Raw genomic sequence first — 16,756 nt, 5'->3', positions numbered from 1 at the left:
GCCGGCCACCTTGCCAGAGAGCCGCCAGGGCTGTGTCATCGGGCGAGGCCGGCCGCTAGAGTCTGCCCTCAAGGGCCGCCAGAAAGACCCGACGATAGTCCTCGGCCGTGAAGGCGATGGGGTTGGATCCCGCAGACGGGTCCACCACCGCCATTTCGGCGACCTTGTCGGCCTGTGAATCGTCGATACCGATAGCCGCCAGATCATGAGGAATCGCCAGTCGTTCGCGCAGTTCCAGCACCCAATCGATAGCGCTGGCGGTGCTGGGCTGGCGCAGATCCAGATAGCGACACAGGCGGACCATGGGCTCGCCGATGGCGCGCTCGTTGGCCTTGAGCACATAGGGCATCAGGATGGCATTAAGGGTGCCGTGATGGGCGTCATAGAGGGCTCCCAGAGGATGCGCCAGGGCGTGCATTGCCCCCAGCCCTCGTTGAAAGGCCGTCGCCCCCATGCTGGAGGCCACCAGCATGTTAAGGCGGGCCTCCAGGTCATCGCCATGAGCATAGGCCCTCGGCAAGAAGTCTCGTACCCGCCGCATGCCTTCCACCGCGATGCCTTCCGCCATGGGGTGGTAGCCTGGCGCGCACCATGCTTCCAGGCAGTGGGACAGGGCATCCATACCGGTCGCTGCGGTCACCGCAGGAGGCAGTCCGACGGTCAGGGTCGGATCAAGGATCACCCGCGCCGGTACCATGCCAGGGTGAAAAATGATGCGTTTGACGTGCTCTGCCTCGTCGGTAATCACGGAGGCACGTCCCACTTCGGAGCCGGTGCCCGCGGTGGTAGGTACCGCTACCACCGGCACGATGGCCTTGGCATCGGCATTCTTCCAGTTGTCGCCGATGTCCTCCAGCGACCACAGCGACAGGCCGTCACGTTGATTGGCCATCAGGGCCACCGCCTTGGCGGCATCAAGCCCGGAACCGCCGCCGAAGGCGATCACGCCGTCATGCTCCCCCTCGCGAAAGGCATCCACGCCAGCGATGACATTGGCACCGGTCGGATTGCCCTTGATCTCGCTGAACAGCCCGACCCGGAGTCCTTCCGATCGACAGTGTTCAAGGGCATCCGCCACCATCGGCAGCGCCGCCAGGCCAGGGTCGGTCACCAGCAGCGGCGCATGCATGCCAAGCTCATGGCACTGTTGCGGAAGGTCTCGAATACGCCCCGCGCCGGTCAGGATCGAGGACGGATAATTCCAGCTGGTGGTAAAGCGGCTGATATCGCTCATGGTGACCTCAGGGATGCTTGAGATGGAAGGATTTGGGCCGGGTCAGGCTGTCAAAGCCCAGGCGCGATAGCGAGCAACCGCGTCCTGATAGCTTGACCCCCGTCCAGGCGAGCTCGGGATCCAGATAGTCGCAGCGGTTGACGAAGGCCGTACCGACGTCGAGGCGGGCCGCCAGTGCCTCACCGGCCTCCAGGTCGCGGGTAAAGATCGCGCCGGTCAGGCCAAAGGCGGAATCGTTCATCAGAGCAATGGCCTCGTCGTCGCTATCGACGGGCATGACGGCGACCACCGGGCCAAAACTCTCCTCCTGCATCACCGCCATGGAGTGATCGACGTCCGTCAGCAGCTGCGGCGCCAGATAGGCACTACCTGGCCGGGACAGCGGGTAGTCGCCGGGATCGATCCAGGCACGTGCGCCGGCAGCGACCGCCGCTTCTACCTGTTCACGTACAAAATCCGCGGCAGCAGGTTTGACCACGGGCCCCAGGGTCGTGGCGGGGTCGGTGGGATTACCGAGCTTGAGCTGCTTCAGCCAGGCCACGGCGCGCGCGACGAAATCATCGAAGATGGCCCGCTCGACATAGATGCGCTCAATGCCACAGCAGCTCTGGCCTGAGTTGAAGAAGGCGCCATCCATGACACCATCCACTGCGTTGTCCAGATCGACATCGCCACGCACGTAGGCCGCATCCTTGCCCCCCAGTTCCAGCGCTGTCGCAATGAAACGCCCCGCCGTTGCCTGCTCCACGGTGCGCCCACCCGCGACCGACCCGGTAAACGAGACGTGGGCAATGCGTGGATCTCCCATCACCTGCTCGGCGTCGGCGTGACTCATGTGCAGGAACTGAAAGACGCCCTCCTCGATACCCGCCTCCCGGGCGGCCTCCACCATGCGCTCTGCGCACAGCGGGGTCTGGGCCGAGTGCTTGAGGATCACCGCGTTTCCGGCAAGCAGCGCCGGGATCACCGCATTCACGGCCGTCATATAGGGAAAGTTCCAGGGCGCCACGATCAGTGACACGCCGAGAGGTTCGCGGCGGATGTAGCGAGTAAACCCCGGCTTGTCGCCTAGCCTGAGGGGAGACAGCGCCTCAGGCGCCATCTCGATCATGGCCCTGGCACGTTCCTCGAAACCGCCGATTTCGCCTCCCGCTTGAGCGATGGGCCGCCCCATCTGCCAGCAAAGCTCTTCCACGTGTTGATCGCGCCGGGAGATAAAGGCATCCACCATGGCGCTGGCCAGACGGCAGCGTTGTTCCACACTGACGTCACGCCAGCGCTTCTGGGCATCGGTCGCCAGGGCAAGGGTACGCTCGATATGCTCGGCATCGGCCTGCTCTCGTTCTACGTACACCGAGCCGTCCACCGGCGATAGGGTCTGTTGAATGGCCATGCGGTTCTCTCGTCAGTCGATGGGCGGGATGCCGGGCATCCGCGTCAAATGATTTCGAAATAGCGATCCAGCTCCCAATCGGTGATGTGACGTCGGAACTCGCGCTCTTCCCATTCTCGGGTGGCCGCGAAGTGCTCGACGAAGTCGTCACCGAACAGCGCCCGCGCCGGGGCTGATCCCTTTAGCCGCTGCGCTGCGTCCCACAGTGTTCGAGGCAGCGCCTGATGCTCCGGGTGATCCAGTGTGTAGGCGTTACCAGTGACCGCCGTGTCGGGTTCAAGCTGCTGCTCGATCCCATAGAGGCCGGCACCGATTGCCGCGGCAAGCGCCAGATAGGGATTGGCATCAGCGCTACCCAGGCGATACTCGACCCGCTGAGACTTGGCGCTGCCGGGAATGACCCTCAGCGCCGTCGTGCGGTTTTCCACCCCCCAGGTGGCGTCAGTCGGCGCCCAGAAACCAGGTATCAGCCGGGTGTAGCTGTTGACGGTAGGCGCGAACATGGCCAGGAACTCTGGCATCAGGCGCTGCTGTCCGGCGACGAAATGACGCTGGATGGCACTCATGCCGTACTCGGCCTCGCCATCGTAGAAGGCCGACTGGCCGTCATTCAGGTGGGTCATCGACAGGTGGATGTGCCCACTCTGCCCGGGATAGTCCGGCGACCACTTGGCCATGAAGGTGGCCATCAGGCCACGCCGCTGAGCCCAGACCTTGGTGAAGGTCTTGAACAACGCCGCCTTGTCACCGGCAGCCAGGGCTTCGTCGACGCCAATGGCCGCCTCCAGCACTCCTGGCCCGGTCTCGGTGTGCAGCCCCTCGATGGGGAAGTCCATGCGTTCCGACAGGGCCAACAACTCGTGATACAGCTCGGCGTGTACCGAACTTCTGAGCATCGAGTAGCCCATCATGTCGGGCGTCAGGGGACGCAGCTGACGAAAGCCCTTCTCGCGCACCGACTCAGGCGTCTCCTGGAACATGAAAAACTCATATTCGAGCGATCCATGTACCTTGAATCCCATGTCGGCGGCCCGGGTCAGCACTCGACGCAGCAGCCCGCGGGGACAGATTGCCTCGGCCCGCTCGGTGAATTCCGCCATGAACAGCAGCATGTCGCCCTCGAAGGGCACCTCGCGGCAGGTCTCCGGCAATAGCCTCAACTGGGCGTCGGGGTAACCGGTATGCCAGCCGGTAAAGCGCGTGTTGTCGTACAGCTCGTCCTTGCTGTCCCAGCCCAGCACGACATCACAGAAGGCAAAGCCCCCCTCCAGCGCGGCGAAGAACTTGTCACGCTGCATGTACTTGCCGACCATGACCCCGTCCAGGTCGAGAAAGCCGACTTTGACGTGGCTGAGGTTGCGCGCTTCGACCACGCGCCGAGCATCCTCTGCCGTGCGCACGTCCCTCGGGTTGAGTCCTGACATCGATCACCCTCCTCATGGGCGAAGGAATGAAGGGCCGGCCCGCAGGCCGGCCTGCACTGCCTCGTATCAGCTGTAGCGATAAGGAGGGCCCGCCTGCTGCATGGTCTGGCGGTAGTCCTTGAGGATCTGCACCACCTTGGCATTGCGCTCGCTCTGGGCCGCAATCTCATCCCAGAACCCCAGCGCTTCATCCTCGATGGTCTGCCACTCTTCTTCCGGGATGGAGGTCAGTTCGAGCTTGCCACCCTTGGTGCGGTAGTGGGCTTCACCCCACCAGTACCAGTGCTGACGATAGTAATGAGAGCTGTCCATGCACATCCTGAACAGCGTCTTAAGGTGATCCGGGAGCTCGTTCCAGCGTTCGCTGTTGGCAAAGTAGGACCCCGCCCAGGCGCCCGAGATGTTGTTGGTCAGGTAGTAGCTGGAGACATCCGCCCAGCCCACGGTGTAAGCCTCGGTAATGCCCGCCCAGGCGATGCCATCAAGCTCGCGGGTCTGCATGGCGACCTCGATGTCTTCCCAGGGCAGGGTCACCGGCACCACCCCGAAGCGAGTCAGGAAGCGCCCGGCAGTGGGGAAGGTAAACACCCGCTTGCCCTCGAGGTCCTTGATGCTGCGAATGGGCTCTCGGGTGACGAAGTTGCAGGGATCCCAGCTGCCCGAGCCGAGCCAGGTCACGCCCTCGATCTCGCCGTAGGCCTCTTCCCAGATTTCCTTCAGACCGTAGTGGTTGAACAGGGTCGGTACATCCAGGCTGTAACGCGAGGCAAACGGGAAATAGCCGCCGAACACCGACACGTCCACCGGTGCATTGATCGAGTCATCATCGCTCTGCACGGCGTCGATGGTGCCTCTCTGCATGGCCCGGAACAGCTCCCCGGTGGGGACCAGCTGATCGGAAAAATACAGTTCGATTTCCATCTCGCCATTGGCGGCCTTGTTGAAGGCATCAATGGAAGGCTTGATGACATGCTCCGCCAGCGCTGGCCCCGCATAGGTCTGCAGACGCCAGCGTATCGGCGTCTTCGACTGGGCATGCACATAGGGGGCCGCAAGAGTGCCTGCGCCCACGGTAGCGGCGGTAGCGACACCGGCCTTTTTCAAGAAGTCGCGACGGTTGGTCATTGGATCTCTCCCTACTCTGTCGATTGTTGTGGTCAGGGGTGATGCCATCGGGTACTGCTGTGACTCATTGCACCTGTCGGTGTGTTGCCGGCCTCCTGCCGTTTTTCGTTTCCTGTCTTGTTGCCGCTGTTGCGCTATCTATCGCTCGCTCCGGCATTCGGCCTAACATGCCTTGTGGAGCACCTTCGTCGCCGCTGACCGGTGCGCGATACTCCCTGGCAACAGCCGGTCATGTCGCTGCTTGCGCCCAGGCTCAGTAATCCCGGAACAGCTCGGGGAGCCACAGTGCGAGCTGGGGAAAGGCGGTAATGAGCGCCAGGCCCGCCAACATGATGGCGACAAACGGCCACACGCTCTTGTAGATATCCCCCAGGCTGATCTCCGGCGGCGCCATGGCCCGCATCAGGAACAGGTTGTAGCCGAAGGGCGGGGTCATATAGGCGATCTGCACCGTGATCGTGTAGAGCACGCCATACCAGATCGGGTCGAAGCCAAGACTGATGACCAGCGGCACGTAAAGCGGGGCCACGATGACCAGCATGGCGGTGTCATCGAGAAACATGCCAAGCAGGATGTAGGACAGCTGCATCATCACCAGGATCTGCCAGGGGGTCAGGCCAAAGGCCTCGAGGAATACAGACTCGATGGCACGCACCGCGCCGAGACCATCGAACACCGCGCCAAAACACAAGGCCGCCAGGATGATCCACATGAACATGCAGGTGATGCCCAGCGAGCGGCGCACCGTGGTCTCGATGACGGCGCGATTCAAGCGTCCCTTGATCAGGGCAGCCAGAGTGGCCGACAGCGCCCCTACCGCAGCGCTTTCCACCAGGCTGGTCACTCCCATCACGAACAGGCCGGTCATGAAAAAGAAGATGGCCAATGGCATGATGCCGGCGCGCAACAGCTTCAACTTGTCAGCGGTGGAGAGGTTGCGTTCTTCCGGCGGCAGGGTCGGCCCCAGGCTCGGCTGCAAGCGACAGCGGATGACGATATAGGCCACGAACATGGCCGCCAGGATCAAGCCGGGTATCGCCCCGGCCAGCCATAGCTGGCTGACCGGCTGGCGCGCAATCATGCCGTAGAGCACCAGCACCACGCTGGGCGGTACCAATATGCCCAGCGAGCTGCCAGCCTGGATCACGCCGGTAACCATGACCTTGTCGTAGCCCCGTCGCAGCAGTTCCGGCAGGGCAATGGTGGCGCCGATGGCCATACCGGCCACACTCAGCCCATTCATCGCCGAGACCACCACCATCAGACCGATGGTGCCCACGGCAAGACCACCCTTGAGCCCGCCCATCCACACGTGGAACATCTCGTAGAGCTCGGAGGCGATGCCCGATTCCGACAGCATGTATCCCATGAAGATGAACAGCGGCAAGGTCAACAGCGGGTACCAGTTCATCAGCTGAATGGCGGCACTGAAGGGCATCTCCATGCCGCCGTCGCCCCACAGCACCAAGGCGGCTGCCGCGCCGACAAAGCCAATCACGCCGAACACCCGCTGTCCTGTCAGCAGCAGCAGCATCATGGAAGAGAACATGGTAAGGGCGATCATTTCGTAGCTCATCGGTCGCCCTCCCCGTCCTTGCGGTCCTTCCCTTCCCTGGCATCCTTCTCCCCTTCACTCTCCTCCAGCGGTCGCCCGAGCAGCACGGCGACATCCTTGAACAGGGTGGAAAGACACTGGGCCAGCATCAAGGCCACACCGACGGTCATGATGGTCTTGATGGGTGCCAGTGGCGGCGCCCAGGAGCTGTAATTGGTCTCGCCGTACTTGATCGCATAGCTGGTACTGGAGATGCCGCCAGCCAGCAGTGTGCCCAGAAACACCAGCAGCAACAGCATCGTCAGCACGTCACTCATGGCCTTGGCACGAGGGGACAGCCGGGTATAGAACAGATCCATGCGCACGTGGTCATCGAGCTGCATGGAATAGGCGCCGCCCAGCAGAAAGTAGGCCACCATCAGAAACTGCGAGACCTCGACGCCCCACAGCAGCGGCCGGTCAAACAGCGTGCGCGAGAGCGAGGCATACAGCAGTACACCTATCATCACGAAGATCAGGTACATGACGATACGCCCGATGCGCCGGTTGAAGCGGTCGACGTAACGAACGTAGAGACGAATGGCTGCCGGCATGGGGTCTCCCGGACTCAAGAGGAATCTCATGAGTCTTGGTTCAGCCTGACCAACCTCGCCAATTGCATCGACTTCAACGACACCCGCACTATCGAAGCTTTCGATATTGCCACCGCTTGGCGCATCGAGAGGACCTCGACGCACCAGGACGGATCACCCCGCGGGGAACGTCACGACGTCGTCGTGATCTGTGCGTCTACCCAGGGCAGCTCGGCTGCCAGGGTGCGGCGAAAGCCAGCGTCCAGTAAACGCCGTGCGTCACGGGCCAGCTGCCCAGGCAGCCCTCCCAGCTCATCCCGTCGCGCGACCAGCGTCAGCGTGCGGCTAAGCGGCGATAGGGGCAGCGGCTCGATCCGCACCCTGAGCTGGTCAAGACCCGCCTGGTACAGGCACAACGGCGTCGTCACGGTAAAGCCGACACCATCGCTGACCGCCTTGAGCAAGGCACAGGTATTGTCCAGATGAAGACGCGCCGGCAGCTCGACGCCAGACAGCCGCAGATGACGCTCGATGCTCTGCCCGATCAATGACTGCGGGACATAGCGCACCAGATCGAGTTGACGCGATAGCCAGCGCAAATTGTCGGCAGGGCCTGACCAGTCGGCCGGAAGGACCAGCACGAAAGGCTCCACCAGCACGCTGTGGCGCTCCAGGCCGTCATAATTCTCGAGGCGATCATCCGAAATGATCACGTCCACATGTCGGGTCAGCAGTGAGTGACCGTGCATGTGGGAGAGCCCCGTGGTCAGGGTATAGTCCCGGGTGTGTCGACGGATAAGGTCGATCAAGGGCTTGCCCACGGCAGTGGCCAACGAGTCGACCAGTGCCAGCCGCATTTGATGAAGTTGTCCAAAGGCGCCGGAAATCAGCTCGCGGCGCGTATCTCTGGCTTCACTCAGCAGCCGTCTCGCCCGGTCATAGAAAAACCGCCCAGCGCTGGTCGGCTCCAAAGGACGTGAGCGACGCTCAAACAGCGTCAGTCCAAGGCTCTCTTCCAGGGTCGCCAGACAGTGGGATACCGAGGATTGGGTCAACCCCAGCGCTTCCGCGGCGGCACTCTGGCTGCCCCGCTCCAGCGTCTCGACGAAGATTTCCATACTGCGCAGATCGAAACCGAAGCCATTCTTCATGGCAACTCCTGAAGGGTTGTCTTGTTATTGTCCCTGTGACGCAGCGCCTGCCGTCACGCACCCCATCTTATCCTGCTCTTCACCGGCGGTGACGTCCAAAGGTGCCACTGCATGAAGGCCTGCCCCGACGAGCCGCTGCGAGGCGCGCCGCTCGGATGCCTGACCCGTGCAGCTCCCAACGGCTAAAATGTGCTGTATTGGAACTTGTGGGACGTCCATCAGTCTATCCTGACATTGCGAACAACAGGGATGTCCGATGAACCTCGCCACCAACGCCAGCTACGCGGCGCGCCCGTCTTCCGCCTGGACCGGTTGGGGACAGTGGATTGCACTGATCACCATGACCCTGGATCATGTCGCCCGCTACCTGGCCACTGATGCCTGGCATTTGGGCTGGATCGATTCGAGTGTCGGTCGCATCGCCTTTCCCTTGTTCGCCGGCATGGTGGCCTGGCATGGTCTGTTCAACACCCGAGATCCCCTGCGCTACGCCCGCAGAGTCATGGTCATCGGTCTGCTCGCCCAGCTTCCCTATCAGCTGATGCCACGTGAAGCGATCTTCCAGCTCAACATCTGCTTTACCTTGGCCCTTGGTCTGATGGCGGGTCACTGGCTCGAGCAACTGACCCGGCGCCAGGATGGCGGCGAACTGGGCTATCCACGTCTCGCCCTGGAGACCCTGGGCATCGCGCTGGCATGGTACTTCGCCGGCTTCTGGGTGGAGTACGGCCACCAGGGGCTGTTGCTGGTTCCCTTCTTCATGCTGGCGATCGGTCAGTTGCATCGCGCCGACGACGATATCCCATCGCGGCTGCTGGCCGTGGCAGGCTGCCTGCCGCTGCTGGCAGTGGCCGGCCTGATGAATTCCTCTGACATGGCGAAGTCGGTGACGGTAGCCACCGTACTGCTGGTCCTGCTGCTGGCTGCCGGTGCCAGCCGCCTGGTCCGAGCCCCCTCTGTGACCATGCCGAGAAAGATGTGGCTGGCGTGGTATCCCGCCCACTTCGCAGTGATCGCCGCCATCCTGCTGTGGAATGGCAATGCGCAGATCACGTGATGAGGCTGAGTCAGCGACGGTGAATGACGCGATCCTTGTGCTCCACCAGAAACACCTTGAAGGCCTGCCATGCCGGGCTACGGTAGCGGTCCGGATGCCACACCAGCGAGAAGTGGCGCGTCAATGGCAGGTCATGGGCCAGCTCGACCAGGTCGCCCCGCTCCAGCTCTCCACGCACGCTCAAGCGTGATAGACAGCCAAGGCCCAAGCCGGCCGCGACGGCCTGCTTGATGGCTTCGTGCTGCCCCAGCTCCATTCGCACTTTCAGTCTGGCCACTCGAGGAAGCACCGCTGCCTCGAGTACCTCCCGGGAGCCAGAGCCCAGTTCACGCAGTATCCAGGGCTGCTCGGCCAGATCCACGTCCGAGATGCGGCCCTTTTCCACCAGTGGATGCCCAGGCGCGCAGACCACCACCATGTGATCTTCGCACCACACCTCACTGGCCAGGCCCGGTTCATGGCAGCGCCCCTCGATCAATCCCAGGTCCGCATCGAAACGCTGCACCTCGGCAATGACCTCGCCGGTATTGCGCAGGCGCAGTCGCAGATCGACACCGGGATGCCATTCACCGAACTCACCGGCCAGGGGCGGCAGCAGGTAGGTCCCGATGGTGGCACTGGCAGAGATCGCCAGGCTACCGTGCAGCACATCCCCTGGCTCTACCGCTGCGGCGACCAGGTCATCAAGCTCATCCAGCAACTGCTCGGCTCTGGGCAACAGACGATGCCCCATATCGTTGAGGCTGAGTCTACGCCCGGGACGCTCGAATACCACCACGCCAAGCTGCCGCTCCAGGTCGGCCAGCGCCTGGCTCGTGGCCGATTGAGAAAGGCTTAGCTGTCGAGCAGCGGCGCTGACAGTCCCCAGTCTGGCGACGGCTACGAAGACTTCCAGCTGACGCAAGGTGATGCGCGAGCGTGATCGCTGATGGGTAGGGTGGGACATGATGACCTCTCGCTGCGTGATCAGGAGCCTCGCAAACGCCGCCTGCTCTTATATCGGTTTTACTTATAACCGATTTCGTTATTACACGATAATAAAAAGATATATCCAAGCCTAGAATGGCCCCATCAGAGCAAAGCTGACGTCGGTAGCCAGATGAGGCACGCCTTCCTGTGCCGCTCACGGGAGTATCGATGCCAGCACAATAATGGAAGGAGGTCAGGATCATGTGGCAAGGATTGGTACTGTGCGCCCTACTCACACTGGCCGGCCAGGTGATCAGCCGCCTGCCAGGCATCAGTGAGACGGGGATCAGTCCGCTGGTGTTCGCCCTGCTGCTGGGTATCATCGTGGGCAACCTGCCGCTGGGGCGTACCCTGGAGTCTTCCCACAAGGGACTGGCCTTTGCCACCCGCTGGCTGTTGCGCGGTGGCATCGTGCTGTTCGGGCTATCGTTGACCTTTGCTCAGGTGGTAGGACTCGGTCCCAAGGTGTTGTTACTCGATGCACTGGTGATTACTGCCGTACTGGTGAGCGGCTATCAGATCGGCACCCGGGTCCTCGGCATGGACCGAGAAACTACCCTGCTGACCAGCGCAGGCAGTGCCATCTGCGGGGCGGCGGCAGTGCTCGCCACCGAGTCTACCATCCGCTCCAGGCCTGCCGCTGCGTCCATGGCGGTGGCCACCGTGGTTCTGTTCGGTTCTCTGGCGATGCTGACCTATCCCCTGCTGTACCCGTGGCTGGGCATGGAGGAAGGGTTGTTCGGCGTCTATATCGGCGCCACCATTCATGAAGTCGCTCAGGTCGTCGCCGCGGGCGATGCGGTCGGCCCGGACGCGCTGGCCAATGCGGTCATTGTCAAGCTGGTCAGGGTCATGCTGCTGGTCCCCTTCCTGCTGATCGTCGGCCAGTGGTGGCTACGCCAGCCCAGTGAAGCAGACGCCGCCACGCCGGACGGACAGGCCGGCGGTCAGGTCGAGAAAGCCAAGCTGGTCATTCCGTGGTTTGCTCTGGGCTTTATCGTCATGGTCGGGGTCAACAGTGTCATCAGCCTGCCGGCTCCACTCCATGCTGCACTGGTGCTTGGTGGTCAGATCGCGCTGACCATGGCCATGGCGGCGCTGGGCATCAATACCCGGATATCACGCCTCAAGGCGCTGGGCATCAAGCCCTTCCTGCTGGCATTGATCCTGTTCGCGCTACTGGTGGTCGGCGGTGGCCTGGCCAGCGCCGTGCTGATGGGGTGAGCGGCCCCATCATCCTGGATAGCGGCCAAGCGTCTGACCGCCAGCGGCTAAGTACAAGCAGTACAAACAGCACAAACAGTACAAGCAGCACAAACGACAGCGGGCCCCCAGAAGGGGCCCGCTGTGCTTGCTGCCACGCAACCTGCGCTCAGTCTTCGAAGCTGAAGCGCACCTCAGGGGCATCGGGCACCAGCGCTGCGCACTGGCGAACACGATCCAGCAAGGTCGCGTGATCGGCGGCCACCAGATTGATGTGGCCCAGCTTGCGGCCTGCTCGTTCGCTCTTGTCGTAGCGATGCAGATGGGCATCGGGCATGGCCAGCACCTGGCTCGGGTCCGGCTCACGACCGATCACGTTGACCATGCAGGTGGGAGCACGCGCGCTGGTATCGCCCAGCGGCAAGCCCTGGATGGCGCGCAAATGGTTCTCGAACTGGCTGGTGACCGCACCGTCCATGGTCCAATGACCGGAGTTATGGACCCGTGGCGCCATCTCGTTGGCCAACAGGCTACCGTCGGCACACTGAAACAGCTCCAGCGTCAGCACTCCGACATAGTCCAGCTCGTCCAGCAGCGCACGAATGTACTCATCGGCAGTATGCTGAACACTGTCATCCAGGTTGGGCATGGGCGCCAGCGAGTAACGCAGGATGCCGTCGACGTGCACGTTCTCGGCCATGGGATAGAACACGACCTGTCCATCACGGCCGCGCACGGCAATGATCGATACCTCGCGAACAAAGTCGACAAAGGACTCGACGATCAGCCGCGGGTGGTTGATGCGCGACCAGGCCTCTGCAGCGTCGCTTGGCTGCTTGAGCACCGCCTGCCCCTTGCCGTCGTAGCCCTCGGTGATGGACTTGGCCACCACCGGAGTCCCCAGTTCCTTGGCGGCGGCCTCCAGCGCCTCTGCGCTGTCTACCAACCGATAGGCGGGAGTGGGAATGCCCAGGCGATCAAACAGTGCCTTTTCCTCGGCCCGGTTCTGGCACACGCGAATCGCTTCACTGCCCGGATAGACCGGCCGCTCCGCCTCGATCGCCTGGACCAGCGAGACTGGCAGATGCTCGAACTCATAGGTGACCAGGTCGACATCTTCAAGAAAGCTCTGAATATGTTTCTGGTCGGTGTCGATCATCACCTCGCCGATGCCGGCACTGGGATTCCCGGTGGTATCGAGAAAGCGGAACCGGTTGGCCAACGGGTAGCCAGCGAGCGCCAGCATGCGGCCAAGCTGTCCGGCCCCGAGAACACCAATCTTCATGACTTGCTCCTATGCTCTTACGACGGTCGTGCAAGGGTTGGGGCGCCGACCACGCTCAGCCCTGGCGAGCTTCCGGCGGACGGGGATCAGGGTTATCCAGCACCGTCTGCGTCTGCTCGGCGCGGAAGGCTTCTACCGCATCACGCACCGCGCTATCGGCAAGCCCGACGATCTGAGCCGCCAGCAGCCCCGCGTTGGTCGCGCCAGCCTTGCCGATCGCCAGCGTACCCACCGCTACACCACCTGGCATCTGGGCGATCGACAGCAACGAGTCCAGCCCTTTCAACGCCTTGGATTCAACCGGAACACCCAGCACCGGCAATGCCGTCTGCGACGCCACCATGCCCGGCAGGTGGGCCGCGCCTCCTGCACCAGCGATGATGACCTGGATGCCACGCTCGGCAGCACTCTTGGCGTAGTCGAACAACAGGTCCGGCGTCCGATGAGCGGAGACGACCTGGGTTTCATAGCTCACGCCCAAGCGCTCCAGCATGGTGACGGCGTGCTCCATGACAGGCCAGTCAGACTTGGAACCCATGATCACGCCGACCCGGGGCGCTGGGGAGGTGGATGACATCGGCAACTCCTCGAAGAAACGACGGTGCCGCAGCAAAGAAATCGCCGCGACTAGGGAACAATCGGGAAGCGCCATAGTCTAGCAGAGCCGAGGGAGCGATACCTCTCCCGATACAGACGTCGTCAGCCAGCGACAGCAACATTCATTCTGACTGCGCATTGGTCTGCTACTTTTTTCTGTCATCGCCAATGTCACAGCGTCTATTAGGACGACACGCTCACCAAGGAGAGAGCCATGAAACCGACCCTGCTGCTTATCGCCGCCTTAACATCTGGCCTGGCGCTGGCCGGTTGCGACGATAGCCAGAGCAACGCCAGCAGCTCCCAGAGCAGTGCCGAGACCAGCCAGCAGGCCAGCGCCGAGCAGGCCACACAGATGACCCTCAAGGGTACCGTCAGCTTTGCCGAAACCGGGCAGACACTGCCACAGGGCGCTGACGTGAAGGTCCTTCTTAACGATGTGGCCCTGGCCGATGCACCGGCCAAGACCATTGCCGAGACCACGGTCTCGATCGACCGCCAGGCGCCCACCGATTTCTCTTTGAGCTATGACGCCGACGATGTCAGCGAACGTCACACCCATAGCCTGCGTGGGGAAATCCGGGGCGACGACGGCCAGCTGATCTGGACCAGCACCCAAGCCAACCCGGTCGAGGTCGGCCCAGACGCTGACCAGCCTCCGGTGTCCATCGTGCTCCACCCGGTGGGAGCCGACGGCAACGCGCAGAGTGAAAGCATGCAGCAGGCCCAGGAGGCCTTGCTATCGAGCGGTGATGAGCCCACCGCCGCAGAGAAACAGGCCGCTGAGCAGGCCGACGCGGTGGCCGAGCAAGCGGCTGGCATGCAGGAACCCAGCCAGGGGGCAGCGGCCGCCGGCGGCGGCAATGCCACAGCCCCTGATGCTACAACCCCTACTGAAGGCAGCGGCAGCGCTCAAGCCCAGTAACGCGGGCCCCGCCATCCCCCGTACGAATCTGGCCTAGCGGTTCCACAACACAGCGTGTGCCACGACACAACGACAGCGCCGTGCCCTGAGGCACGGTGCTGTCGTCACGCTGAGAAGCCCTGTCACTCGACCGACTAGGCGGGCGTTGCCACCCTGCGCGACTCCCAATAGTTGAAACCAATGATCGCCGCCATCACTGCGGCCCCGGCAACGTCGAACATCATTGACGGCAGGAACACGCCCACGATTGCCGGCAACAGCAGCAGCCGCTGCCACAGCGGGATCCGGGTGAACAGGTAGCCCTCCAGCGTCGCCGCAAAGGCACCCAACGCCAGCAGGCCCGTCACGCCCTTCCAGATCAACAGCCAGACCGGCCCACCGATAATGATCTCAGGGTTGTAGACCATGAACAGCGGCACCAGATACAGGCCCTTGGCGAACTTCCAGGACTGGAAGCTGGTCTCCATCGGCTTGGCACCCGCAATGGCAGCACCTGCAAAGCCTGCCAGTGCAATAGGTGGCGTCACGTTGGAATCCTGGGAGTACCAGAACACCACCAGGTGAGCGATCAGCAGCGGTACGCCAAACTCATTGGAGAGTGCCGGACCGACCAGCACGATCAGCACGATGTAGCTCGCCGTTACCGGCAGGCCCATGCCCAGTACCAGACTGGCCAGCAGCACCATGATCAGCGCCAGCAGCAAGTGGCCGTTGGAGAAGGCCAGCATCATGGCCGAGAACTTGAGGCCGAGGCCGGTCAAACCAACCACGCCAACGATGATACCGGCCACCGCACAGGCCATGGTCACCGCCACCGCGTTGCGTGCCCCCAGTTCCAGCCCCTCAAGCAGCTTCATCAGGCCATTACGACAGGCCAGGGCCAGGCGCTGGGCATTGACCGGCTGCCCCTCCTTTGGCGCAACGAACAAGAACCAGACGGCGAAGCGCAACACGGCCACCACCAGCATGCAGACGATGGCGTAATAGCCGACCCGCATCGGCGACATGTTCATCACCAGCAGCCATACCAGCACCGCCAGCGGCAGCAGGAAGTGCCAGCCATGCTTGAGCACGTCGCTCATCTGCGGCAGCTCTTCCTTGGCCATGCCTTGCATGCCCTCTTTCAGAGCGATGATGTGGACGAAAAGGTAGACCGTGCCAAAGTACATGAAGGCTGGAAGAATGCTGACCTTGACCACCTCGAGGTAAGGCAGCCGGGTGTATTCCGCAATCAGAAATGCCCCAGCCCCCATCAATGGCGGCATGATCTGCCCCCCGGTAGAGGCCGCCGCCTCGATGCCCCCCGCCTGATGCGGCTTGTAGCCAAGACGCTTCATCAGAGGAATGGTAAAGGCGCCGGTGGTCACCACGTTGGCGATGGCACTCCCTGAGATCGACCCCATCCCGGCAGAGGCAATCACTGCAGCCTTGGCGGGCCCACCGCGCTGGCGCCCGGTGGCGGCATACGCCAGATCGATGAAGAACTTGCCTGCGCCAGTGATCTCGAGAAAGGCACCAAACAGAACAAAGATGAAGATGTAGGTGGCGGCTACCCCCATGGGCAGACCAAAAATGCCTTCCTGGCCCAGGTACAGCTGGCCCACCAGGCGATCCAGATTGTAGCCGCGGTGTTCCAGGATGCCCGGCAGGAACTGCCCGAGCCAGGGCAACTCGCCCCGGGGGCCGGCAAAAGCGTAGAGAATGGCGATCATGCCGATGATGGTCATGCCAAGCCCCACCGCTCGCCGACTGGCCTCCAGCACGGTCACGGTGGCGATGATGCCCACCCAGATATCGGTCTGGCTCCAGAATCCTGCGCGATTAATGATCTCGTCAAGATACAGCGCCATATAACCGCCGGTGACGACGGCGCCACAGAAGAACACCAGGTCGATGAGCGCTCCCACCGGGCCTCGCCCTCGGGACGGGCCAAACACGGGGAACATCAAAAACGCCAGCATCATGACCAGCGCCAGGTGGATGCTGCGCTGATAGAACAAGCCGAGCGGCTGGATGCCAGCCGAATAGAGCTGAAACAGTGACAGGCCGATCGCTACCAGAGAGATCAGCCACAGTACGATTTTCGAGTGGTTGGCCTGGCTGCCAGGCACCACGGGAGAAGCTGGCGATTCGCTCATCGTTATCTTCCTGGGAGTGTCAGTCAGGGGCATGCTGGTGTCAGCCTTGCGCCATCAAATGGCGCAACAGCGACGGTCGCTCCCTGCCTTATCGGCGAATTTCGCCTTGCATGTACGTTAGACAATGG

At 62.5% G+C, this 16,756-nt stretch carries 14 protein-coding genes; 3 read left to right on the top strand and 11 right to left on the bottom strand.

Annotation, left to right across the window (positions count from 1 at the left end):
- Nucleotides 1–55: 55 nt before the first annotated feature.
- From KUV72_RS01125 to KUV72_RS01095, 7 genes are all read right to left on the bottom strand, one after another.
- Nucleotides 56–1,234: an iron-containing alcohol dehydrogenase gene (locus tag KUV72_RS01125; protein WP_206939947.1), complete on the bottom strand. Its 1,179-nt coding sequence runs from the start codon at nucleotides 1,232–1,234 to the stop codon at nucleotides 56–58.
- 7 nt (nucleotides 1,235–1,241) lie between these two features.
- Nucleotides 1,242–2,627: an aldehyde dehydrogenase family protein gene (locus KUV72_RS01120; RefSeq protein WP_222237159.1), complete on the bottom strand. Its 1,386-nt coding sequence runs from the start codon at nucleotides 2,625–2,627 to the stop codon at nucleotides 1,242–1,244.
- A gap of 44 nt (nucleotides 2,628–2,671) precedes the next feature.
- Entirely contained in the window at nucleotides 2,672–4,051 is a 1,380-nt protein-coding gene (locus tag KUV72_RS01115; RefSeq protein ID WP_222237158.1) for a glutamine synthetase family protein, read from the bottom strand.
- A 66-nt stretch (nucleotides 4,052–4,117) separates the two neighbouring features.
- Nucleotides 4,118–5,176: a twin-arginine translocation signal domain-containing protein gene (locus tag KUV72_RS01110; RefSeq protein WP_206939953.1), complete on the bottom strand. Its 1,059-nt coding sequence runs from the start codon at nucleotides 5,174–5,176 to the stop codon at nucleotides 4,118–4,120.
- A 253-nt stretch (nucleotides 5,177–5,429) separates the two neighbouring features.
- Complete coding sequence (locus KUV72_RS01105) at nucleotides 5,430–6,752, bottom strand: TRAP transporter large permease subunit (protein WP_222237157.1); 1,323 nt, start codon at nucleotides 6,750–6,752, stop codon at nucleotides 5,430–5,432.
- Entirely contained in the window at nucleotides 6,749–7,324 is a 576-nt protein-coding gene (locus KUV72_RS01100) for a TRAP transporter small permease subunit (protein ID WP_222237156.1), read from the bottom strand. Before KUV72_RS01100 ends, KUV72_RS01105 begins: the two co-directional genes overlap by 4 nt.
- Before the next feature lie 170 nt (nucleotides 7,325–7,494).
- Entirely contained in the window at nucleotides 7,495–8,454 is a 960-nt protein-coding gene (locus tag KUV72_RS01095) for a LysR family transcriptional regulator (protein ID WP_222161688.1), read from the bottom strand.
- Between the two features lie 256 nt (nucleotides 8,455–8,710).
- Here KUV72_RS01095 and KUV72_RS01090 point away from each other — a divergent pair, with 256 nt between their 5' ends.
- Nucleotides 8,711–9,511 (top strand): TraX family protein, encoded by an 801-nt coding sequence (locus KUV72_RS01090; RefSeq protein WP_222237155.1) that lies wholly within the window; start codon nucleotides 8,711–8,713, stop codon nucleotides 9,509–9,511.
- A 10-nt stretch (nucleotides 9,512–9,521) separates the two neighbouring features.
- Here the strand turns inward: KUV72_RS01090 and KUV72_RS01085 are convergent, their stop codons facing one another.
- Nucleotides 9,522–10,457: a LysR substrate-binding domain-containing protein gene (locus tag KUV72_RS01085; protein WP_222161686.1), complete on the bottom strand. Its 936-nt coding sequence runs from the start codon at nucleotides 10,455–10,457 to the stop codon at nucleotides 9,522–9,524.
- Nucleotides 10,458–10,681: 224 nt separating this feature from the next.
- Between KUV72_RS01085 and KUV72_RS01080 the strand changes: the two genes are divergently transcribed.
- Complete coding sequence (locus KUV72_RS01080) at nucleotides 10,682–11,704, top strand: YeiH family protein (RefSeq protein ID WP_222237154.1); 1,023 nt, start codon at nucleotides 10,682–10,684, stop codon at nucleotides 11,702–11,704.
- A gap of 148 nt (nucleotides 11,705–11,852) precedes the next feature.
- Here KUV72_RS01080 and KUV72_RS01075 read toward each other — a convergent pair whose 3' ends face one another.
- Both KUV72_RS01075 and purE read right to left on the bottom strand, forming a co-directional pair.
- Nucleotides 11,853–12,968 (bottom strand): 5-(carboxyamino)imidazole ribonucleotide synthase, encoded by a 1,116-nt coding sequence (locus tag KUV72_RS01075; protein WP_222237153.1) that lies wholly within the window; start codon nucleotides 12,966–12,968, stop codon nucleotides 11,853–11,855.
- A gap of 55 nt (nucleotides 12,969–13,023) precedes the next feature.
- Nucleotides 13,024–13,545: a 5-(carboxyamino)imidazole ribonucleotide mutase gene (purE, locus tag KUV72_RS01070; RefSeq protein ID WP_206939969.1), complete on the bottom strand. Its 522-nt coding sequence runs from the start codon at nucleotides 13,543–13,545 to the stop codon at nucleotides 13,024–13,026.
- Between the two features lie 234 nt (nucleotides 13,546–13,779).
- Here purE and KUV72_RS01065 point away from each other — a divergent pair, with 234 nt between their 5' ends.
- Entirely contained in the window at nucleotides 13,780–14,490 is a 711-nt protein-coding gene (locus tag KUV72_RS01065; RefSeq protein WP_222237152.1) for a YbaY family lipoprotein, read from the top strand.
- Between the two features lie 134 nt (nucleotides 14,491–14,624).
- On the opposite strand, the gene KUV72_RS01060 is transcribed toward KUV72_RS01065, so the two are convergent.
- Complete coding sequence (locus tag KUV72_RS01060; protein ID WP_222237151.1) at nucleotides 14,625–16,628, bottom strand: TRAP transporter permease; 2,004 nt, start codon at nucleotides 16,626–16,628, stop codon at nucleotides 14,625–14,627.
- Nucleotides 16,629–16,756: the final 128 nt, after the last annotated feature.

The sequence above is a fragment of the Halomonas sp. DP4Y7-1 genome, from assembly GCF_019800705.1.
Taxonomy (GTDB): domain Bacteria; phylum Pseudomonadota; class Gammaproteobacteria; order Pseudomonadales; family Halomonadaceae; genus Halomonas; species Halomonas litopenaei_A.
Note: the sequence above shows the minus strand (reverse complement) of the source record. Positions and strands in the feature narration are given on the sequence as shown.